Here is a 20269-nt window from a genome sequence, read left to right as displayed (position 1 = left end):
CAAAGTATGAACAGTCGGATTATTGCCGACAACTCCTGACATTAGCCCCATGTCGATCGCCCCAATGGGCAACTGTTTTCGGTCATTCAACGAAATCAGGGAAATGGCGCGGTTGACGGGGCTCGAACCCGCGACCCCCGGCGTGACAGGCCGGTACTCTAACCAACTGAGCTACAACCGCGCATTTAGGGTCTATGTCTGATCCATTGACCCGGATCAAAGGCTGGCAGCGATGGCGCGGTTGACGGGGCTCGAACCCGCGACCCCCGGCGTGACAGGCCGGTACTCTAACCAACTGAGCTACAACCGCCCGCTGCCCGTTCGCTCTGAACGTTGGGGTGTATTATGGCCACGCCCCGGCATCGTCAAGCGGCGTTTTCAAGTTTTTTGCCTTATCCTGATTTTTTCCCGAACCCACCCTTTGAACAGGCGCCGGGTTCTGCGTGAAATGCGCTGAGGGCAAGCAAAGTTTCTGCGCCACCTGCATCTGATCTTGCGAACCGGACTGACACACTGTAAGAGGCGGCCTCACGGGTGATTAGCTCAGTGGTAGAGCGCTTCGTTCACATCGAAGATGTCAGGAGTTCAAATCTCTTATCACCCACCATCTTTTCAATGACTTGTCGGATCTGGCGACAGGAATGGGTGCCAGAAGCCAAAACGCGGCCAGGCGTCCAAGCCTCATTTCTCTAAAAGAACCGCCTCTACGATCAGTTGCAAAGTGATACTTCGCTATCTAATCTGCAGACATTGATAGAGGGTATTGCGATGAAACATATATTTGCGGCGTTAGCCGTGTGCTTGGCCAATGCAGCCAGTGCTTTGACGGTTACGTTCGATCACAACCCGGTTTATCCCAATGCGGGTGGTGGACCTGCGACGTCCAACGGGTTCATCTACGATTACAGCACGACCTATCTGGGAGGGAACTACCTGTACCTGCATTCCGATAGTGGCATTCTGACGTCAACAATCAGAGCCATAAGCGGAACAACATTCACGGCAAAATCTATTGATGTTTGGGGCGCATTGCGGATTTTCATGTCGGGATCGGGGCCTAGACCGGCAGACGATAACAGCCAAGCCTACTTCCAGTGGGCAACGTCAGGAATTGCGCCGGTGGCAACTCTGACTTTCACTGGAGTGCGAAACGGGGCTACGGTGGCTACGCAGTCGATCGGCCCGACGCAGACACAACTTACGTCGGACAGTGTCATACCGAAACTAAAGAAGCTTAGGTTATCTAGCGGGTTCTCTCATATCGATCAGTTGATACTTACCGTGAACAACCCGATCAGTGGCCCCTATTGGAATGACTTGTACGACCCGTTCGGACCCAACACGGTTTGGTGTAACGATTGGTGTGCCAGTTATCGGGTGGACAATCTAAAAGTATCAGCCGTTCCGCTGCCCGCCAGCGGACTGCTACTGATAGGCGCAATAGCTGGGCTGTTTGGAATCAGGCGACGTAGAATAACCGCCTACTAGAGTCTGGCTGGGAGCCCGGTGACACCTAGGCTGGCTTACGCGTGCCGCCAGAACTGTCTCAATACCAACAAGTTGAGCTGATTGAGGGTTGCTCGAGAGCAAGCTTGTCACAGCGCGATCCCCCCGCCTATCCTGACCGGAATTGATCGGTAATTCCGGGCATTGTTTTCAGGATTGTTTATGGCTGAATTGAAGCGCGATATTGGTCTTGTTGGCCTGACGTTCATTTCGGTTGGTGGCATTATTGGCTCGGGCTGGCTGTTCGGGCCTATGCTGGCCGTGCAGCATGCTGGTCCTGCGGCCATCCTGTCCTGGATTATCGGCGCGGTTGCCATGTTTGTTCTGGCCATAACATTTGCCGAAATCTCGGCCATGCTGCCGATATCCGGTGGAATTGCACGGGTGCCTCAGTTTTCGCATGGCAACATAGTCTCGATGGCCATGGGGTGGACAGCCTGGATCGGATATAACACCACCGCACCAATCGAAGTTGAGGCGATGTTGAAATACCTCGCGCCCTATGCGCCCTGGCTGCATGCTGCGGATACCGGCGATCTGACCGGGGCTGGCATCGCGGTTGCGCTGGTTTTCATGCTTCTGTTCGTCGCGGTCAACGCATTGGGGGTGAAGTTTTTCACGCAGGTCAACGCTGCGCTGACGTGGGCCAAAATCGCTATCCCTATCGTTCTGTCGATCCTGCTGATCGCGACACGGTTCAACACCGAAAACTTCACTCAGCCAGGTGGTTTTGCGCCCTATGGATTGCAGGGCATCATGGCAGCGGTGTCGACCGGAGGCGTGATATTCTCTTTCATCGGATTTCGCCACGTCGTCGACATGGCCGGTGAAGTTCGAAACCCCAAATTCGCCATCCCCGCAGCCCTGGTTCTATCCATCGTTCTGTGCGCGGCCCTGTATCTGGGACTTCAGATCGCATTCATCGGCGCGCTTGATCCCGAAATGCTGAAAAACGGTTGGGCACAATTGAACTTTGGCGGTCAGGGTCCGCTGGACGGAATAATCATGTCCGTGGGGATCATCTGGTTTCTCAGCCTGCTCAACATCGGCTCGGTAATCGGACCTTTTGGCAACGGATTGGTGGCCACTGGCTCGAACGCGCGTATTGCCATGGCGTTGTCCAAAAACGGCTTCCTGCCGCAACGCCTGCAAATGCTGTCTTCGTTCGGCGTGCCGCTTTGGGCACTGGCGCTGAATTTTCTGATCGGAACGCTCTTCCTGCTGACCGTACCTTTCGCCACAGTAATCGCGTTGAACGGAGCGGCCATCGTCCTGTCATTCGCCGTCGGCCCAATCGCCGTGGTCTGCTTGCGCCACCTCATGCCCGATCACCCACGTTCGATCCGCATCCCGGCCGTCAAGGTGGTCGCCGTCACGGCCTTTGCCGTTGCCACATTGGTCGTCTACTGGAGCGGTTGGGACACGGTCTGGCGACTTGGCATTGCATTGATCGTTGGAATGGTTCTTCTGCTGCTGCGGTTCCGCAACCGTCTTGACGAAATGGACGTGACCGAAGCTTTGTGGCTGGCGCCCTATTTTGCCGGTATCGGGCTGATCTCTTTCCTTGGGCAATTCGGCGAAGGCGCGCAAAAGCAGATCCCCTTTGGTTGGGATATTCTGCTGTGTATCCTGTTTTCCGCCGTGATCTTCAGTCTTGCCGTCCGTTCAGCCCTATCCACTGAAAAGTTTCAGGAATACATCGCCGAAGAAGAAATACTGGATCCCAAGGAACCCGTTGTCGGGTTCTGAATAACCGAGTGACCCAAATGAAAAAGCCCGCCGCAATTGCCGCAGGCTTCTCCATATTCTCTTAGGTGGCCAGTATCCCGGCCCTGACTTCCGGTAACTTAATGTGCAGTCGCCGACGGTCCGGTGCTTTCGGGTGCCTTGGCGGCGGCTGCCGCTGCTTCCTCGGCCGCTTCGTCCCATTCGATGGGATCTGGCGCGCGAACAAGTGCCTGTTCCAGAACTTCCGAGACATGCTTGACCGGAATGATCTTAAGGCCTTCCTTAACGTTATCCGGAATGTCCGCCAGATCCTTCTCGTTCTCTTCCGGGATCAGCACCGTCTTGATGCCTCCCCGCAGGGCAGCTAGCAGCTTTTCTTTCAAACCGCCAATCGGCATTGCATTCCCGCGAAGCGACACCTCGCCCGTCATGGCAATGTCCTTGCGCACCGGAATTCCGGTCAGGACCGATACGATCGACGTTACCATCGCCAAACCGGCCGAAGGACCGTCCTTGGGGGTTGCCCCATCCGGAACGTGCACGTGAATATCCAACGTGTCGAACTTGGGCGGTTTCACACCGATCTGAGGTGAAATCGACCGCACGTAAGACGAGGCCGCGTCGATGGATTCCTTCATCACGTCGCCCAGCTTGCCGGTGGTCTTCATCCGCCCTTTGCCGGGCAGTTTCAGCGCCTCGATATGCAGCAGATCACCCCCTACCGAGGTCCAAGCCAGACCGGTAACAACACCAACCTGATCGTCCTGCTCAGCAAGACCATAGCGGAACTTCGGCACGCCCAGGAATTCATCAAGATTGTCCGGCGTCACCGTGACGGATTCAGCCTCTTTCTTGATGATCTTGGTCAGCGATTTCCGCGCCACCTTGGCGATTTCACGTTCCAGGTTCCGCACCCCGGCTTCACGGGTGTAGATGCGAATGATCTTCTGGAGCGCCTCGTCAGTCAGATCAAACTCCTTGGTTTTCAGACCATGGTTCTTGACCTGTTTGCCGATCAGGTGCTGTTTGGCGATCTCGCTCTTTTCCTCTTCTGTGTAGCCGGCCAGCGGGATGATCTCCATCCGGTCCAGCAAAGGCCCGGGCATGTTGTAGCTGTTCGACGTGGTCAGGAACATCACGTTCGACAGGTCATATTCCACTTCAAGATAGTGGTCCATGAACGTGCTGTTCTGTTCCGGGTCCAACACTTCCAGCATTGCCGAAGCCGGGTCGCCACGGAAGTCCTGCCCCATCTTGTCGATTTCATCGAGCAGGATAAGCGGGTTCGTGGTCTTCGCCTTCTTCAGCGCCTGGATAATCTTACCCGGCATCGACCCGATATAGGTTCGACGGTGGCCCCTGATCTCGGATTCGTCGCGCACGCCACCCAGCGAGATTCGAATGAACTCGCGCCCCGTGGCTTTAGCAACGGATTTACCGAGCGAGGTCTTACCCACACCCGGAGGGCCAACGAGGCACAGGATCGGACCTTTCAGCTTCTTCGAACGCTGCTGCACCGCGAGATACTCGACGATCCGTTCCTTGACCTTCTCAAGCCCATAGTGATCGGCATCCAGAATATCCTGCGCCCGGCCCAGATCCTTTTTGACACGGGACTTGGTGCCCCATGGCAGCGACAGGATCCAGTCCAGATAGTTGCGCACAACGGTCGCTTCGGCAGACATCGGCGACATGTTCTTGAGCTTCTTCAGCTCGCCTTCCGCCTTTTCCAGCGCCTCTTTCGACAGCTTGGTCTCGGCGATCTTGGCTTCCAGTTCGGCAACTTCATTGCTGCCGTCTTCGCCATCGCCAAGTTCCTTCTGAATGGCCTTCATCTGCTCGTTCAGATAATACTCGCGCTGCGTCTTCTCCATCTGGGATTTGACGCGGGTCTTGATCTTTTTCTCGACCTGCAGAACCGACATTTCGCCCTGCATCAGGCCGTAGACCTTCTCGAGCCGTTCGCTGACGGACAGAGTTTCCAGCAACTCCTGCTTTTGCTCGACTTCAATGCCCAGATGACCCGACACGAGGTCAGCCAGCTTGGCGGGCTCAGTTGTCTCGCCAACTGCTGCAAGCGCTTCTTCGGGAATGTTCTTGCGCACTTTGGCATAGCGCTCGAACTCGTCCGCAACGGTGCGCAGCAGCGCCTCGGTCGTGGTCACATCGCCGGGTATCTCGGTCAGATACTCCGCACGAGCTTCGAAGAAATCGTCGTTTTCGAGGAATTCGGTGATCTGCACGCGTGCCTGCCCTTCAACCAGCACCTTGACGGTGCCATCGGGCAGTTTCAGCAGCTGCAGAACGTTCGCCAGAACACCGGACTGGTAAATCCCTTCGATGGTGGGATCGTCGTCACCCGGATCAATCTGGCTGGACAGCAATATCTGCTTGTCGTCCTGCATCACTTCTTCCAGTGCACGGACGGATTTTTCCCGCCCCACGAACAGCGGCACGATCATGTGCGGAAAAACCACGATGTCGCGCAAAGGCAGTACGGGGTATGAGGAATTCAGAGGCTCTTGCATGCTCAATCCTTATCATTGGCAAGACGGCACTGGTCCCTAGAAAGGCAACCTTTGGCCATCTCCTGTCTTGGACGATAAAGGTGGGGCGCTGACCGCCTGTTTTCAACCTCATCGCCGTTTGTCGGCAATCAGAATGACCGGATGATTTACCGACTGCAAGGCGTCGCGCTGACATATCCACGAATTTTGTTGAAACCCAACCGGATTTGCCGCCTAAACAGGCTCAATATCCCCTTCCGCACGCTGCGCGTGAAAGTCACCTTGCCAAGCCGCAAACCGACCTTCGTAAATAGCGTCTCGCATTCCCTGCATAATCTCTTGAAAATAGTGCAGATTGTGCCATGTCAGCAGCATCCCCGAAATCATCTCGTTCGAACGGAAAACATGGTGAAGGTAAGCGCGCGAGTAGTTTGAACAGGCCGGGCAACTGCAGGCTTCATCCAGCGGGCGCGGGTCGTCCGCGTGACGGGCATTCTTGATGTTGACCACACCGCGACGGGTGAAAACCTGCCCTGTTCGCCCAGACCGCGACGGCAGCACGCAATCCATCATGTCGATCCCGCGTGCGACGGCACCCACGATGTCGTCAGGCTTGCCAACACCCATCAGGTAACGGGGCTTGTCCGAGGGAAGATAGTCCGGCGCGTATTCAAGGCAGTCGAACATGGCTTCCTGCCCCTCGCCCACGGCCAGACCGCCGACGGCATAGCCTTCGAAGCCGATTTTCTTCAATGCCTCGGCGCTTTCCTCGCGCAGGTCGCGTTCCAGCCCGCCTTGCATGATCCCGAACAGTGCATGGCCCGGACGGTCCCCGAACGCCTCGCGCGACCGGCCGGCCCATCGCATCGACAGGCGCATGGATTCTGCGATGCGGTCCCGATCGGCTGGCAACGCTGGGCACTCATCGAAACACATGACGATGTCCGATCCCAAGAGCCGCTGGATTTCCATTGACCGCTCGGGCGTCAGTTCATGTTTTGATCCGTCGACATGGGATTTGAAGGTCACGCCTTTTTCCGTCAGCTTGCGCAGCCCGGCCAGCGACATGACCTGAAATCCACCCGAGTCCGTCAGAATTGGCCGCTCCCAGTTCATGAATTTATGCAATCCGCCCAGGCGATCGATCCGCTCAGCGGTGGGGCGCAACATCAGGTGATATGTATTGCCCAACAGGATATCGGCCCCCGTCGCGCGCACGCTTTCCGGCATCATCGCCTTGACGGTCGCGGCTGTCCCGACCGGCATGAAAGCAGGCGTGCGAACCTCACCCCTCGGGGTATGGATCACACCGGTTCTGGCCTTGCCGTCGGTGGCCTTTAGGTCAAAGGAAAAACGGTCTGTCATTGTGTCGCCTCGGGGTCGCTGAACCGGGCAGGATTTGCCTGATCCGCCTGCCCTTTGCAACCCGTCAGGGCAAAGTGACAACGCGCTCCGTGAACAACGCCACAACGCCTTCGCCGTCGACATTCCTGCAAACGCGAACTGCGGGACGCGAGGGATCCGGCCGCGTGGCACCGTTTTCCTCCCCACCGACGATCACGCGCAGGCCTGTCTGGACCGTGTCGAACATCGGTTCGTGAGAGCATGCAATTACGGCGGTCGAGTCGTGCAACCCGCATCCTTCCAGCCCACCGACTTCCTTATAGAACTTGAGGTAGAACTTTGAAATGTCGCGCAAAAAAGCGCCCATATCTGTTGACTTTTCGGCCAGCGCATCGAAGTCCGCGCCCCGGTACAAGGTCTTCAGCGTGACGTCCAATCCAACCAGAACCGTATTCGGGGGGGCCGCAAAAACGAAATCCGCTGCTCGGGCATCGTGGTAAATGTTGGCTTCTGCGTGGGCGGTAATGTTTCCGGGGCAATACACGGCGCCCCCCATGATCACCAGCCGACCCAGATTTTGGGAAAACTCCGGGTCCAAGCGCATCGCATCGGCGATGTTGGTCAACGGACCAACCGCACAAACGACCAGTTCGCCTTTGTGTTCGCGTGCCATTTCGACCAGAAATTCTGCCGCTGGCAGGGGATGGTTTTCACCGATCTGCGGGATCTCCGTCAGGTCTCCGAACCCTTCCGGCCCGTGGACATGTTCGGACGGCACATGTGCGTCCGTCTCAAGCGGAAAGGCTGCGCCTTCCGCGACTGCAGCATCAAGGCCGAGTTTGTGCAGCAAAAACCGCGCATTACGGCTGGATTGATGCACATGCGTGTTTCCGAAAATGGTCGTCAGACCAATCAGGTCAATTTCCGGCGCGGCGGCGGCGTAGGCAATAGCCATCGCATCGTCGATTCCCGGATCAGTGTCGATAATCAGTTTCATATGCGCCCGATACCGCAATCATGGCGGGATGCAAAGCGGACACATCTGTTGTTTTCCCTCGAACTTCGACGCCTTCACTGGTTTGCATCCGAGTCCAATCTGTCCATACCAGAGTTGAAATCGGGCGACTCAACCCCCAAGTGTATACCATAGTACACAATAAAGAGGACAGAAATGACCGAAGATCAAATCATCGGATTGCTTTCATCGAACATCATTTACCTGCTGGCGGCGGCCCTAATCGTAATCGTCATCCTGAAGGGCATTAAGATCGTCCCGCAATCCGAAAAGTTCGTGATTGAACGCTTCGGTCGGCTGCACTCGGTTTTGGGGCCCGGAATCAATTTTATCGTTCCTTTCCTGGATGTTGCGCGCCACAAGATATCCATTCTTGAACGTCAGCTTCCAAACGCGACGCAGGATGCGATCACCAAGGATAACGTTCTGGTCCAGATCGATACATCGGTGTTCTACCGCATTCTTGAGCCTGAAAAGACAGTCTACCGAATCCGTGATGTCGACGGTGCGATTGCGACCACGGTGGCAGGTATCGTGCGCGCTGAAATCGGTAAAATGGATCTGGATGAAGTACAGTCGAACCGCGCCCAGTTGATCTCCCAAATCCAGGAAAGTGTCGAAACAGCCGTCGATGACTGGGGGATCGAAGTGACCCGCGCCGAAATTCTGGACGTTAATTTGGACCAAGCGACCCGTGACGCCATGCTGCAGCAGCTGAATGCCGAACGCGCGCGCCGGGCTCAGGTAACCGAAGCCGAAGGCATGAAACGCGCTGTTGAACTGCAGGCAGATGCCGAACTTTATGCGGCGGAACAAACCGCCAAGGCCCGGCGTATTCAAGCCGAAGCCGAGGCTTATGCGACCGGTGTCGTTGCCAAGGCAATTCAGGACAACGGTATCGAGGCCGCTCAATATCAGGTCGCTCTGAAACAGGTCGAATCGCTTAACGCATTGGGCAACGGGACCGGAAAACAGACGATCGTCGTGCCGGCAAACGCCCTTGAGGCTTTCGGTGATGCGTTCAAGATGCTGAAAGGAGCAAAATGATGGCAGATCCCTTCTGGCTGACCTGGTGGATCTGGATGGCCGCCGCATTGGCCTTGGGAATCCTTGAAATCGTGCTGCCGGGTTTCATCTTTCTTGGCTTTGCCATCGGTGCCGCAATCACGGGTATCCTGCTGATTTTGCCGGGGCTTACACCCTCGCTGCCGATACTGTTGCTGATCTTCGCGGTGTTGTCGCTGGTGTCCTGGCTGGTTCTTCGGCGCATATTCGCGCTGCCTCATGGTCAGGTCAAAACGTTCAACCACGATATCAATGACTGAACGGGGGTGGCGCCCAAGGCGGGCGCCATTGCCGCACTGGACGCTGGTCCGGCCTTTCCCTATATATTTTCTCAGGTAACAAACCCGAGGCAATAATGACGCATCCCAGTGAACAGTTTGAGGGCACGCCGCTGATTGCCCCTTCGACCATCGAACACCCCTTGTACGAGGCCGTGGTTGAGGCATGCCGAACGGTTTATGATCCTGAAATTCCAGTGAATATCTATGATCTCGGGCTAATCTACACAATCGAGATTGCCGAGGACAATGCAGTCAAAGTCATCATGACCCTGACCGCACCGGGCTGCCCCGTCGCCGGAGACATGCCGGGCTGGATCGTTGAAGCCGTTGAGCCTGTTGCCGGCATCAAGGAAGTCGACGTTGAACTGACCTGGGAGCCACCCTGGGGAATGGAAATGATGTCTGACGAAGCCCGACTGGAACTCGGATTTATGTGACCAGAGAATTATCTTCAAAAAACAATCTGTTGTCCTCAAAAAGTCATCCAACTGTTACACGGCTGTAGCAAAACTTTCATACACCTGCGCAACAAATCGGTGTGTCGACGAAATAGTGCATTCCATTTGTCGCTCGCACGGGCTGCTGGATCGCCTGCCCTCCTTGAAATCTCCGGCCCGAATATTGGACCGCTCTTGCCCGAGGGCGGTCCAGAACGTTCAGGGTAAACTGCAATTTACTGATTGCCGCAGGTCGATTTGATCTCTGCTGCCCTATCGTCCAATTGCTTGACGTAATCTCCGGACAGCATTTGCAGTCTTTTGCCTTCGGTGCCGGTAACCAGTCCAAGCAATGCGCCCGCAGGCGTAATTGCCGCCACACTTTCCAACTGCTTGTCTTCGGCATGCTTCTTTTCTGAGGCAATCGCGCGCAGATCGCCTTCAGCGGTTGCGCAATTGACAGGGTGTCTGGGCCCGTCCGACGCAGCCCACGCAGTGCCAGCCAAAACGGCAAAACTCAGCCCCAACAGCGCCAGCGGCGCATTTGATTTCAGATATTTTGACCGCACTGCCATATTTGCAAACCTCGTGATTGTTGTTGCACCAAAGGACGGATATCTGTTGCCCCTCCGGATCAGGCTAATCCGGCCAGCGGCGCTGGTGCAAGGCGACCGGTGCCCGCAAACCGGCTGTTTCAAAGTAAATCTTCGCATTCATAGGCCGCGCTCACTTGAGCCCGGTGATCGAAAGCCCTAAATTAGTGTCAACGCGACGACGGAGATCCCCTGATGTTTGGCATTCCTGGCAAACAGGCTGTAACCATGACGCCCAAGGCGGCCGAGCAGATTGCTCGTCTGATGGCCTCGGCCGGACATGCCGGGCTGCGCATTGGCGTGAAAAAAGGCGGATGCGCCGGCATGGAATATACCATGGACTATGTGGATCAGGCGGACCCTAACGACGAAGTTGTCGAACAGGACGGTGCACGGGTCATGATTGCACCCATGGCGCAAATGTTTCTGTTCGGGACCGAGATCGACTACGAGGTCACTCTGTTGGAGTCCGGCTTCAAGTTCCGCAATCCAAATGTTGTTGATGCATGCGGCTGCGGCGAGTCGATCAAGTTCGACGAGGCGCTGACTGAACAGCGATAAGGCGTCTGTGCGTCGCATCAACATTCTCCCCAAGGTTCCCGGGTTTCCGGCCACCTATTGAACAGGTGTGCCGTATGTATTGGCGCAGACGGAATTTCCGGCGTTTGACCGTCCAGCACCCCTTGCGCGGAATTGTCAGGTGGGGCGTAGGGTGCTATCCGAAAATGAAATGATGTCAAAATGAAGAGGTGCAGGGATGCGGCGCAAGTTGGCGGCTGGAAACTGGAAAATGAACGGAACCAGCGAAGCGCTGGGCGAGCTTGAGGTGCTGGCCAGCACCCACCCTGCCCCAACTGTCGATATTCTGATCTGCCCTCCGGCCACACTGGTTCACCGCGCCGCGCAGGCGACGCAGGGAACCGGCATTACTATCGGCGGCCAAGATTGCCACGCGGCCCCGAACGGCGCCCACACCGGCGATATCAGCGCCGACATGCTGGTCGACGCTGGCGCAACGACCGTCATTCTGGGGCATTCGGAACGACGCGAGGATCATTCCGAACAGAATGATGACATTCGTGCCAAAGCCCGCGTCGCGATGGACGCCGGTCTTAAGACCGTTATCTGCGTTGGTGAAAGTCTGGAACAACGCGAAGCCGCCAATACGCTTGATATTATTGGCGGCCAGATGTCGGGGTCCATTCCGGATCAGTCGACCGGTGAGAACCTCATCGTCGCATACGAGCCGATCTGGGCCATCGGAACCGGAAAAGTTCCCACGCTCAACGAGATCGGAGAGGTCCACGACTTTATCCGCGCGCGTCTGGAGCGCCGCTTTGGCGAAGGTGTGGGGCGCTCGGTCCGGTTGCTTTATGGCGGTTCGGTAAAGCCCAGCAACGCAGCAGATATTTTCGCCGTCTCCAATGTCGATGGTGCGCTGGTTGGCGGCGCAAGCCTGAAAGCCGCAGATTTCTCGGGGATCATCGAAGCGCTGGAAAACGCCTGATCAGGCAAGCTTCATCGCGATCATCCCCGCCACGATCAAAACCGCCGCGCAAATGCGCGTGGCGGTTACCGCTTCGCCCAGAAACAGGATACCGACCAGAAACGCGCCAACGGCGCCAATCCCTGTCCAGACGACATAAGCTGTGCCCAATGGCAGCGTGCGCATTGCCAGCGCAAGCAGGGCGAACGATCCCAACATCGACACGCCCATAATCGCGGTGGGCCAAAACCGGGTAAAGCCGGCCGATTGCTTCATGGCAAAGGCCCAGACGATTTCGAGCAGTCCGGCAGTTAACAGAATGATCCAGGGCATATGAGAGACCTCGTTTTGCCCGGGCCGTCCCGGAGAATTTCCCATTTTGGGGAGGTCGTCCTCTGAGTGGCAGATAGTCACTCAATTCTGTTCTTCAAGACAAAACCGGGCGGATCGCGCCGCCCGATTTTTGCGTTGTCATGTAGACGCTGTCTAATTGGTCACGATTTCGGGCCCCATGAAGGTATTGGGCAGGAAGGTCGACAACCACGGAATGTACGTCACCATGATGAGGAAGACGAACAGCACCGCAAGGAACGGCAGCGCGGCCTTCACAACGCCCATCATCGGCATCCCCGCAACACCCGAGGTCACGAACAGGTTCAGGCCGACCGGTGGCGTGATCATTCCAATCTCCATGTTCACCACCATGATGATGCCCAGGTGGATCGGATCGATGCCCAGTTCGATGGCAATCGGGAACACCAGCGGCGCAACGATGACGAGCAGGCCCGAGGGTTCCATGAATTGACCACCGATCAGTAGGATCACGTTGACCACAATCAAAAACGTAACCGGTCCCAGGCCTGCCGACAGCATTGCGCTGGCGATATGCTGCGGCACCTGTTCGTCGGTCAACACATGTTTCAGGATCAGTGCGTTGGCAATCACGAACAATAGTGTGACGGTCAGCTTTCCAGCCTCGAACAGCGTGTGCTTAGTATCCGGGTGAAAGAGCGCCGTGACCAGTGCATAGGGTTTCTTCAACAGTGAGATATTCTGCGCGTCACCCTCGCTGCTTAGCGGTCCCATGTCCTTGTAGACGAAGCAGGCGATCAGGAACGCATAAACCGCGGCCACCGCTGCAGCTTCGGTCGGCGTGAAGATGCCGCCGTAAATGCCGCCCAGGATGATCACGATCAGGAACAGGCCCCAACCAGCTTCACGCGCTGATGCGAATATCTCGCCCCAGCCTTTCCAGTCGCCCTTAGGCAGGTTCTTGACCTTCGCCATCACATAGATTGCGACCATCAGCATCAAACCGGCCAACAGGCCCGGAATGACGCCTGCCAGGAACATGCGGCCGACCGAAACCTCGACTGCCGCTGCATAAACCACCATGACGATAGAAGGCGGGATCAGGATACCCAGGGTTCCTGCGTTGCAGATCACACCGGCCGCAAATTCTTTGGAATATCCAACCTGTCGCATTCCAGCGATAACGATCGAACCGATGGCGACCACCGTTGCAGGGGATGACCCCGACAAGGCTGCAAACAACATACAGGCAAAAACGCCCGCAATCGCCAGCCCGCCGGGCAAATGGCCCACACAGGCAATCGAAAAGCGAATGATCCGGCGTGCCACGCCCCCTGTCGTCATGAAGGACGACGCCAGGATAAAGAACGGGATCGCGAGCAGAGTGAAGTGCCCCTCGAACGCCTCAAACAGCGTACCAGCAACCGAAGCGAGCGAACTGTCGGAATAGATCAGCAGGAACAGAGTAGAGCTGAGGCCAAGTGCAACCGCGATCGGAACGCCGATCAGCAGCAGGCCAATGACCATCGAGAAAAGAAGAACTACATCCATCAGTCATGCTCTCCTTGCTGAGCCCGGACTTCTTCGATCTCGTCCTCGACTTCGTGGCTGGCGACCAGACGATCGGTTTCACCGCGCCAGATTTGCACTGCGACTTGCGAAAAGCGGATCACCAGCAGCAGCATGGAAACTGGCAACACCAGATACGGCACCACCTTGGGAAGCTTCTCGTATTCCTCGCCATAGTTGATGAGGCCCTCAAGAAAGCGCAGCGGCGCGACCATGGGAATATCGTCAACCTCGTAGAAACTCTGGCTGCGCGCTCCGGTATCGAACCCTGTCGGGAACCAGCGTCCGGATGTGGGTGGCAGGTCGGCAAACACCGCCCAATAGTCATACGACCCTTTCAGCAGCAGCAGCGAAAACACCAGACAGCACGCTACGGCGATCAGCGCCAGTATGCGGCGCGGCGCCGGGGCCAGCATATTCAGGATGGCGTCGACCCCCAGATGCGCGTGCTTCTTCACCGCATAAGATGCGCCAAGCAACACCAGCCAGCCAAACATGAACACTGTCAGTTCAAGCGCCCACAATATGTTCGAATTAAAGAAGAAACGCGCGATCACATTTGCAAATGTAACGGCCGTCATCAGGCCCAGGAGCAACGCAATCATGGTTTCTTCGATATGGTCGACCAGCCCGCCATGGCCGGATTTCGCACCAGACATCTATCTGTCCCCACATTTTTATTGTTGAGAAGGATTGGGGCGGGCCTTTTCGGCCCGCCCGGCCTGCGCGTCGATAACTCCCCAGTCCCCTGACGCGCGGCCTTGACCGGGATCAGAACCCGGCGTTGATTGCCTGAGCGGCGTCGATCTTTTCCTGACCTACGTCATCAGCGAACTTGTCCCAAACGGGCTTCATTGCATCGACCCAGGCCTGACGTTGTTCAGGGTTCAGTTCGCGAATAATTCCACCGGCGTCCGTGATCGAGGCTTTGGCCGCTTCGTTCACGGCAAAGGCTTCCTTGTTCCGGGTCTCGGTCACTTCGCTCAGAATGGTCAGGAACTGATCACGCACTTCCGGCTCGAGGCTGTCCAGCCAGTCGACCGACGTCACCACCAGATAATCGATGATACCGTGGTTGGTTTCGGTGATGCCGTCCTGCACCTCGAAGAACTTCTTGCCGTAGATGTTCGACCAGGTGTTCTCCTGTCCGTCCACAACGCCCTGCTGCAGCGCGCCGTAAACTTCCGAGAATGCCATCTTCTGCGGGCTGCCACCGATGGCTTCCATCTGCGCAACCAGAACGTCCGAAGACTGAACCCGGAACTTCAGGCCATCCGCATCAGATGGGTCAACCAGCGGTTTGTTCGCCGACATCTGCTTCATGCCATTGTGCCAGAAGGCCAGACCCTGCAGGCCGCGGCGCTGCATACTGTCTTTCATCGCCTGACCGTCCGCCGAGGCCTGGAAGGCATCCACGGCGTCGATATTCTTGAACATGAACGGCAGGTCGAACAGGCGGAACTGTTTGGTGAACTTTTCGAACTTCGATAGCGACGGCGCGGCCAATTGAACGTCGCCCTGCAACATCGCCTCAAGAACCTTGTCGTCATTGTAGAGCGTTGAGTTCGGATAGACCTCCACGCACATGACGCCCTGCATCTCGTCGTTGACGCGTTGTTCCAGCAGCGAAGCAGCGATACCTTTCGGATGCTTGTCGGTGTTGGTCACGTGTGCAAACTTAACGACAATTTCGCCATCTTCGCACGCCGCCATCCCGGCAGTAGCCGTCACAGTCAGCGCAAGTGCGGTTGCAGCTGTTGTCAGGATTTTCATCTGTATTGTCCTCCCAGACTTCCTAGAACCCTTCATCGGGCACTCTTCCAGCGCCCCATGACGCGAAGTGAACCGAATCAAATCTCTTCTCACAACTTTTTGTTTCATAGCTGTTCTTTTGATATTTTATTGTTTTTTATTAGATACTTATATGAACTGAATACCTGAAACTTCAGGTTCTCCAAGAAGCCATGTGCGGAAATCCGCACAGACGTTTGGCGCACTGTGCGGATTTCCGCACTACGGCGACTCACGAGTTCCGAATCAAACACCCGGAGATTCGCACCGGTAGCAGCTCCCTTGGGGGGGGATACTCCGCCAAGCGCGCATAACCGTAGAATTTTTAGGTGAAGCTGGGCCGCACGGCCGCGTCACCGCCGATAGTCTTCCGGGCGGATGCCGTAGCGTGCCAGTTTGTCGTAAAACGTCTTTCGCGGCAGCTTCAGTGCACGCGCCGCTTCCGTGGCCTTCCCGTTATGCCGACCCAAGGCGGTTATCAGCAGCGAACGTTCGACACGCGCCATCTGCTCGCTCAGCCCCAGATCAGCAGCCTGCGCCACATCTTCGGGCATTCCCAGAACAAATCGCATCGCAGCGGACATCAGCGACCGCGCATTGCCCGGCCAGTCGCTGGCCATCAAGGACGCCAGATGTTCCGAGGTGATCTCGGGCGCGGCAATCCCCGCCTGCTCAGCGGCCTGCGCGACATAGTGGCGAAAGATCACCGGAATATCCTCGGGACGCTCTGCCAGCGACGGGATGCGCACCCGCATGACGTCAAGGCGATAGAACAGATCCGCATGAAAGCTGCCCTGCGAAGACAATGCCGACAGGTCCGCTGTGGTGCCCGCCAGAATGCGGACCCCGGCGCCCTGCTCGACAATCTCAAGCGCGGCGTACTGCGTGGCCTCGGGCATGGCCGACACTTCATCCAGAAACAGCGAGCCACCAGCGGCGTCATGACAGACCTGCACCAGCTCCGCCGCGGTCAGACCCGAGGATGGCCGCTTGACAAAGGGCCCCTGCGCCTGCGGCGACATCATATGGACCACTTCGGCAACCTTGGATATTCCACTTCCAGCCGGCCCGGTTACCAGAACCTCGGCGTTGGTCGGGGCTACGGTGCGGACACGTTCGCGCAGAGCTTCGGCCTGCTGGGACAGTCCGAACAACAATCGGGCGGCGGGATCGCCCCGCTCCAATTCGCGTTTTAGCGCGCGCTGTTCCAGAACCTGCGCACGGGCTTCAATGGCCCTCTTAAGAACCGCCAGAAGGTCGGTAGCGGCACAGGGTTTTTCAAGGAAATCGAAAGCACCCTGCCCCATGGCCTGCACCGCCATCGGAATGTCGCCCTCTCCGGTCAGAAGTATGACCGGCAGATCGGGGTCGATTTCATGCGCGTAATTCAGCAGATGAAACCCGTCTCGCCCCGGCATGCGGATGTCCGAGATGATGACACCGGGAAATTCGGCCTGGATATGGTCCTTCGCGGCCACAAATGACCCTGCTGGAATCGGAGCGTAATCGGCCAGTTCCAGCGTCTGCGCCAGGGCGTCCCGAACCGCCGCATCGTCGTCAACCAGTAGGACTTTGTGCATCATGCGGCCTTGTCATCCTCGTAATAATCCAGCTCGACAGTAAAACACGCGCCACTCTGCGAATTGTAACCCCGAATGTCGCCGCCGAAACTCTGAACCAGCCCATAAGAAATCGACAGGCCCAGCCCCATCCCCTCGGACGAACCAACGGCCTTGGTCGAATAGAAGGGTTCAAACAGCTTTTCGGGATCCTCGATTCCCGGACCGTTGTCGCGCACGGTGACGGATACTCGCGCATCGGTGTCGATCCATATGCGAATATATCGATCGTCCTGTTCGATCATGGCATCTGCGGCGTTGTTGATGAGGTTGACGAAAACCTGAACAAGCCGAACCTCACCACCCCAGGCGAAGACCGGTTCAACATCGGGCTGCCAATCCACTGTGACCCCTTCAGCGTGCAACCGTGCCGAGGTCAGTTCGACGGCTGTATTGATGACTTGAACAAGATCCACCTTTCCCATCGGTTCGCTTTCATTTCTGGCGAAGGCGCGCAGGTTCTTGATGATACGGGCCATACGCGCCGCCATTTCTGAAATACGCCCCAGGTTTTCGCGGGCCTTTTCACTCCGACCGCGCTCCATGAACGCGGCGCCATTATCCGCAAACTGCTGAATGGCCATAAGCGGCTGGTTCAACTCGTGGCTGATACCGGCTGACATTTGCCCCAACGCGCTCAGCTTTCCGGCCTGCACCAGATCAGATTGCGCGCGCTTCAGTGCGGCTTCCGCTTCCATCCGCTCGGACACTTCGCGCCGCAAGGCCAGGTTTGCATCCGTCAGATCACGGGTCCGCCGCGCGACTTTGCTTTCCAGAACAGTGTTTGCCTCGGCCAATGTGCGCCTGCGCTCAGTTGCCAGAAAAAGTAACGCCCCAAAGGCCAGACAGATTGCGGCAACTGCGGCGGCCTGTAATCCCGCCAAGCGCCGGGCCGGTGCTACGTCCACCAGCACCTCGGCCGTCATATCGATAACCGGCAGGTCAAGCGTCAGGTGCAGCGCGTGACGGGGCAAATAACGCCCCCAGTTCAGCGTCCACAATTCATGCCCGGCGACCCGGGTCGAGCTGAAATCGACCGTGCCGCCATCCGGCGGTGAAAGCCCTTGTTGTCCCTCTGCGCGCCGCCAGAACAGAAGATCGGACCTGTTCGAGATGAAGACAACGCCTTCCGCATCCACGAAGAATACCGCTTCGGTGCTGCCGCGCCAGGTTTGCTCAACATCCTGCACGTCCGCGACAACCATCAAAGCACCCTCAACCTGCCCCGACGGTCCAAAGGTCGGAGCCGCATAGGAATAAATCCGATCACCGCTTTCCGGCAGGGCCCCATGGGCACTTCCCATGGCCCCCTGCATGGCGCGCTCAAAAGCAGGATATCCGGCCATGTCGGGCTGCCTTACCGGCTGGGCCGCGACCAGAACCTGCCCGTTGGAATCCAAATACATCATGTTCAATGCAGCAGTCTTGTCGGACACATCCAGCAGCAGGGACCGGGCCGCCTGCCTGTCTGCCGGGGTTTCTAACTCGTGCAGGGCTGGATGATCGGCCATCAGGACCGCGAGTTCCTGATACACCTGCATCTGCGTGCTCAGCCGGTCTGCTGCAAGTTCAAGATCTGCCTCGGCCTTTTCGCTCAGTTGCGACAGGGCTTGACGATAGGCGTAGGACCAGACCCCGGCAGACAACAGTCCGACGACAAACAGAAATCCAAGGATCACCCAGACTCGATACATGACATAGGGTCTTGCATTCGACGCGCCTCATGGCAAGTCTGCGCCGCATGAAGACGATTTTTCAATCGCCGGTCGAGCCCGGCTTCGTGCAGAACCCCTACCCATTCTATGACGAGGCGCGCCAGTACGGCGACCTTGTGTATTGGGGCGACTACAACAAAGTGGCCGCTGTTTCTTATCGCGCTGTGCAGGCCCTGCTGAAGGATCGGAGGTTTGGCCGAGAGGTTCCGGCAGAATTGCAAGAACCCGGGCCAGCCCATCTGGCGCCGTGGTTGAATGTCGAAGCGCATTCCTTGCTTGAAGCTGAACCTCCACGGCACACGCGGCTGCGCGCCCTCGTCATGCGCGCCTTCACCACACGTTCAATCGCGTCCCTGGCGCCTTCGATCGAGCAGCTTTGCCACACCCTGATGGACCGGTTCCCCGCGACAGAGTTCGACCTTCTGTACGCCTATTGCACTCAGGTACCGGTCATTACGATCTGCCGACTTCTGGGCGTCTCCGAGGACATGTCACCACAGTTGCTGCGATGGTCGCATGACATGGTCGCGATGTATCAGGCCAGCCGGAATCACCAGACCGAGGACAACGCGGCCAGGGCCGCACAGGAATTTACCGATTTTCTGACCCGCTATATCGAACAGCGCCGCAGCGATCCCCGCGACGATCTGATCACGCGCCTGATTGCGGCCGAAGAGGACGGAGAAAAACTGTCCCGCGACGAACTGGTTGCCACTTGCATCCTGTTGCTGAACGCCGGGCACGAGGCCACGGTTCACTCCCTGGGGAACGGGGTGAAAACCCTGTTGCAAACCGGATTCCGTCCACTTGCGCCCGACGATAACGATGCCGCCGTTGAAGAAATTCTGCGATATGATCCCCCACTGCACATGTTCACGCGTTATGCCTATGAGGATGTGGAGATCTTTGATCACCGCTTCAGCCGTGGCGATGAGGTTGCGCTGTTGCTGGGTGCCGCAAACCGCGACCCCGCGGTCTGGAATGCACCGAACACCTTCGATCCAACCCGGCCCATTGTCACAAACACCAGTTTCGGCGGCGGCCTGCACTTTTGCGTCGGCGCCCCGCTGGCCCGTCTCGAGATGCGCATCGCACTGCAGGTGTTGTTTCAGCGGGCGCCAGAACTACGACTGTCGGCACAGCCGGAATATTCGAACAGCTATCACTTTCATGGGCTTACTAGGCTTCTTGTTCACGTCTGAGTTCCAGCACACGCCGACTGAATAGCGCATAATGCGCTATGCCTCCGGCGGGAATATTTATAGCCAGATGAAATCGGATCCTTTATTCATCTGGCCCCA

The 20269-nt window shown here is 57.1% G+C and carries 18 protein-coding genes and 3 tRNA genes; 9 read left to right on the top strand and 12 right to left on the bottom strand.

Going from position 1 to position 20269, the window contains the following annotated elements; translation table 11 throughout:
• Positions 1-104: 104 nt before the first annotated feature.
• Positions 105-181: transfer RNA gene (locus ACR3EQ_RS03950), tRNA-Asp, on the bottom strand.
• A 52-nt stretch (positions 182-233) separates the two neighbouring features.
• A tRNA-Asp gene (locus ACR3EQ_RS03945) sits at positions 234-310 on the bottom strand.
• A gap of 222 nt (positions 311-532) precedes the next feature.
• On the opposite strand from ACR3EQ_RS03945, the gene ACR3EQ_RS03940 reads away from it, so the two are divergent.
• The 3 genes from ACR3EQ_RS03940 (at position 533) to ACR3EQ_RS03930 (ending at position 3255) form a co-directional block, all read left to right on the top strand.
• Positions 533-607, top strand: a tRNA-Val gene (locus tag ACR3EQ_RS03940).
• Between the two features lie 161 nt (positions 608-768).
• Entirely contained in the window at positions 769-1488 is a 720-nt protein-coding gene (locus ACR3EQ_RS03935; RefSeq protein ID WP_170616826.1) for a VPLPA-CTERM sorting domain-containing protein, read from the top strand.
• 180 nt (positions 1489-1668) lie between these two features.
• On the top strand, positions 1669-3255 hold the full coding sequence (locus tag ACR3EQ_RS03930) for an APC family permease (protein WP_170616824.1): 1587 nt from the start codon (positions 1669-1671) through the stop codon (positions 3253-3255).
• A 98-nt stretch (positions 3256-3353) separates the two neighbouring features.
• Here the strand turns inward: ACR3EQ_RS03930 and lon are convergent, their stop codons facing one another.
• From lon to ACR3EQ_RS03915, 3 genes are all read right to left on the bottom strand, one after another.
• On the bottom strand, positions 3354-5762 hold the full coding sequence (gene lon / locus ACR3EQ_RS03925; protein WP_170616822.1) for an endopeptidase La: 2409 nt from the start codon (positions 5760-5762) through the stop codon (positions 3354-3356).
• 213 nt (positions 5763-5975) lie between these two features.
• Positions 5976-7106: a tRNA guanosine(34) transglycosylase Tgt gene (gene tgt / locus ACR3EQ_RS03920; protein ID WP_170616820.1), complete on the bottom strand. Its 1131-nt coding sequence runs from the start codon at positions 7104-7106 to the stop codon at positions 5976-5978.
• A gap of 64 nt (positions 7107-7170) precedes the next feature.
• Complete coding sequence (locus ACR3EQ_RS03915; protein WP_480489776.1) at positions 7171-8082, bottom strand: nucleoside hydrolase; 912 nt, start codon at positions 8080-8082, stop codon at positions 7171-7173.
• A gap of 174 nt (positions 8083-8256) precedes the next feature.
• On the opposite strand from ACR3EQ_RS03915, the gene ACR3EQ_RS03910 reads away from it, so the two are divergent.
• The 3 genes from ACR3EQ_RS03910 (at position 8257) to ACR3EQ_RS03900 (ending at position 9883) form a co-directional block, all read left to right on the top strand.
• Entirely contained in the window at positions 8257-9147 is an 891-nt protein-coding gene (locus ACR3EQ_RS03910; protein ID WP_170616816.1) for an SPFH domain-containing protein, read from the top strand.
• On the top strand, positions 9147-9425 hold the full coding sequence (locus tag ACR3EQ_RS03905; RefSeq protein ID WP_170616814.1) for an NfeD family protein: 279 nt from the start codon (positions 9147-9149) through the stop codon (positions 9423-9425). Before ACR3EQ_RS03910 ends, ACR3EQ_RS03905 begins: the two co-directional genes overlap by 1 nt.
• Before the next feature lie 95 nt (positions 9426-9520).
• Positions 9521-9883, top strand: coding sequence for an SUF system Fe-S cluster assembly protein (locus ACR3EQ_RS03900; RefSeq protein WP_170616812.1), 363 nt, complete (start codon positions 9521-9523; stop codon positions 9881-9883).
• Between the two features lie 236 nt (positions 9884-10119).
• Here ACR3EQ_RS03900 and ACR3EQ_RS03895 read toward each other — a convergent pair whose 3' ends face one another.
• On the bottom strand, positions 10120-10458 hold the full coding sequence (locus tag ACR3EQ_RS03895) for a hypothetical protein (RefSeq protein WP_170806265.1): 339 nt from the start codon (positions 10456-10458) through the stop codon (positions 10120-10122).
• A 213-nt stretch (positions 10459-10671) separates the two neighbouring features.
• On the opposite strand from ACR3EQ_RS03895, the gene ACR3EQ_RS03890 reads away from it, so the two are divergent.
• On the top strand, positions 10672-11037 hold the full coding sequence (locus tag ACR3EQ_RS03890) for a HesB/IscA family protein (RefSeq protein ID WP_170616808.1): 366 nt from the start codon (positions 10672-10674) through the stop codon (positions 11035-11037).
• Between the two features lie 196 nt (positions 11038-11233).
• Positions 11234-11983 carry a triose-phosphate isomerase gene (tpiA, locus tag ACR3EQ_RS03885; protein WP_480489774.1) on the top strand — a complete coding sequence of 250 codons (750 nt, stop codon included), beginning with the start codon at positions 11234-11236 and terminating at the stop codon, positions 11981-11983.
• Here tpiA and ACR3EQ_RS03880 read toward each other — a convergent pair whose 3' ends face one another.
• The 6 genes from ACR3EQ_RS03880 to ACR3EQ_RS03855 all read right to left on the bottom strand — a co-directional run bounded on the left by ACR3EQ_RS03880 (position 11984) and on the right by ACR3EQ_RS03855 (position 18947).
• Positions 11984-12295 carry a DMT family transporter gene (locus tag ACR3EQ_RS03880; RefSeq protein WP_480489772.1) on the bottom strand — a complete coding sequence of 104 codons (312 nt, stop codon included), beginning with the start codon at positions 12293-12295 and terminating at the stop codon, positions 11984-11986.
• 153 nt (positions 12296-12448) lie between these two features.
• Complete coding sequence (locus ACR3EQ_RS03875) at positions 12449-13825, bottom strand: TRAP transporter large permease (protein ID WP_170616801.1); 1377 nt, start codon at positions 13823-13825, stop codon at positions 12449-12451.
• Positions 13825-14502 (bottom strand): TRAP transporter small permease, encoded by a 678-nt coding sequence (locus ACR3EQ_RS03870; RefSeq protein ID WP_170616799.1) that lies wholly within the window; start codon positions 14500-14502, stop codon positions 13825-13827. The genes ACR3EQ_RS03875 and ACR3EQ_RS03870 overlap by 1 nt, the downstream gene beginning before the upstream one ends.
• A 112-nt stretch (positions 14503-14614) precedes the next feature.
• Complete coding sequence (locus tag ACR3EQ_RS03865) at positions 14615-15616, bottom strand: DctP family TRAP transporter solute-binding subunit (RefSeq protein ID WP_170616796.1); 1002 nt, start codon at positions 15614-15616, stop codon at positions 14615-14617.
• 371 nt (positions 15617-15987) lie between these two features.
• A complete protein-coding gene (locus ACR3EQ_RS03860) occupies positions 15988-17217 on the bottom strand; it encodes a sigma-54-dependent transcriptional regulator (protein WP_480489770.1) in 1230 nt (409 codons plus the stop codon).
• Entirely contained in the window at positions 17214-18947 is a 1734-nt protein-coding gene (locus ACR3EQ_RS03855; RefSeq protein ID WP_480489768.1) for a sensor histidine kinase, read from the bottom strand. The genes ACR3EQ_RS03860 and ACR3EQ_RS03855 overlap by 4 nt, the downstream gene beginning before the upstream one ends.
• A 47-nt stretch (positions 18948-18994) precedes the next feature.
• On the opposite strand from ACR3EQ_RS03855, the gene ACR3EQ_RS03850 reads away from it, so the two are divergent.
• Positions 18995-20170, top strand: a complete 1176-nt coding sequence (locus tag ACR3EQ_RS03850) for a cytochrome P450 (protein WP_480491739.1) — start codon at positions 18995-18997, stop codon at positions 20168-20170.
• Positions 20171-20269: the final 99 nt, after the last annotated feature.

It is taken from the genome of Ruegeria sp. AN11, from assembly GCF_056536005.1.
Note: the sequence above shows the minus strand (reverse complement) of the source record. Positions and strands in the feature narration are given on the sequence as shown.

Bases quoted from the DNA above. Each gene is read 5' to 3' on its own strand.
- ACR3EQ_RS03935 (WP_170616826.1), top strand. From the start codon at position 769: ATGAAACATATATTTGCGGCGTTAGCCGTGTGCTTGGCCAATGCAGCC.
- ACR3EQ_RS03930 (WP_170616824.1), top strand. From the start codon at position 1,669: ATGGCTGAATTGAAGCGCGATATTGGTCTTGTTGGCCTGACGTTCATT.
- lon (WP_170616822.1), bottom strand. From the start codon at position 5,762: ATGCAAGAGCCTCTGAATTCCTCATACCCCGTACTGCCTTTGCGCGAC.
- tgt (WP_170616820.1), bottom strand. From the start codon at position 7,106: ATGACAGACCGTTTTTCCTTTGACCTAAAGGCCACCGACGGCAAGGCC.
- ACR3EQ_RS03915 (WP_480489776.1), bottom strand. From the start codon at position 8,082: ATGAAACTGATTATCGACACTGATCCGGGAATCGACGATGCGATGGCT.
- ACR3EQ_RS03910 (WP_170616816.1), top strand. From the start codon at position 8,257: ATGACCGAAGATCAAATCATCGGATTGCTTTCATCGAACATCATTTAC.
- ACR3EQ_RS03905 (WP_170616814.1), top strand. From the start codon at position 9,147: ATGGCAGATCCCTTCTGGCTGACCTGGTGGATCTGGATGGCCGCCGCA.
- ACR3EQ_RS03900 (WP_170616812.1), top strand. From the start codon at position 9,521: ATGACGCATCCCAGTGAACAGTTTGAGGGCACGCCGCTGATTGCCCCT.
- ACR3EQ_RS03895 (WP_170806265.1), bottom strand. From the start codon at position 10,458: ATGGCAGTGCGGTCAAAATATCTGAAATCAAATGCGCCGCTGGCGCTG.
- ACR3EQ_RS03890 (WP_170616808.1), top strand. From the start codon at position 10,672: ATGTTTGGCATTCCTGGCAAACAGGCTGTAACCATGACGCCCAAGGCG.
- tpiA (WP_480489774.1), top strand. From the start codon at position 11,234: ATGCGGCGCAAGTTGGCGGCTGGAAACTGGAAAATGAACGGAACCAGC.
- ACR3EQ_RS03880 (WP_480489772.1), bottom strand. From the start codon at position 12,295: ATGCCCTGGATCATTCTGTTAACTGCCGGACTGCTCGAAATCGTCTGG.
- ACR3EQ_RS03875 (WP_170616801.1), bottom strand. From the start codon at position 13,825: ATGGATGTAGTTCTTCTTTTCTCGATGGTCATTGGCCTGCTGCTGATC.
- ACR3EQ_RS03870 (WP_170616799.1), bottom strand. From the start codon at position 14,502: ATGTCTGGTGCGAAATCCGGCCATGGCGGGCTGGTCGACCATATCGAA.
- ACR3EQ_RS03865 (WP_170616796.1), bottom strand. From the start codon at position 15,616: ATGAAAATCCTGACAACAGCTGCAACCGCACTTGCGCTGACTGTGACG.
- ACR3EQ_RS03860 (WP_480489770.1), bottom strand. From the start codon at position 17,217: ATGATGCACAAAGTCCTACTGGTTGACGACGATGCGGCGGTTCGGGAC.
- ACR3EQ_RS03855 (WP_480489768.1), bottom strand. From the start codon at position 18,947: ATGTATCGAGTCTGGGTGATCCTTGGATTTCTGTTTGTCGTCGGACTG.
- ACR3EQ_RS03850 (WP_480491739.1), top strand. From the start codon at position 18,995: ATGAAGACGATTTTTCAATCGCCGGTCGAGCCCGGCTTCGTGCAGAAC.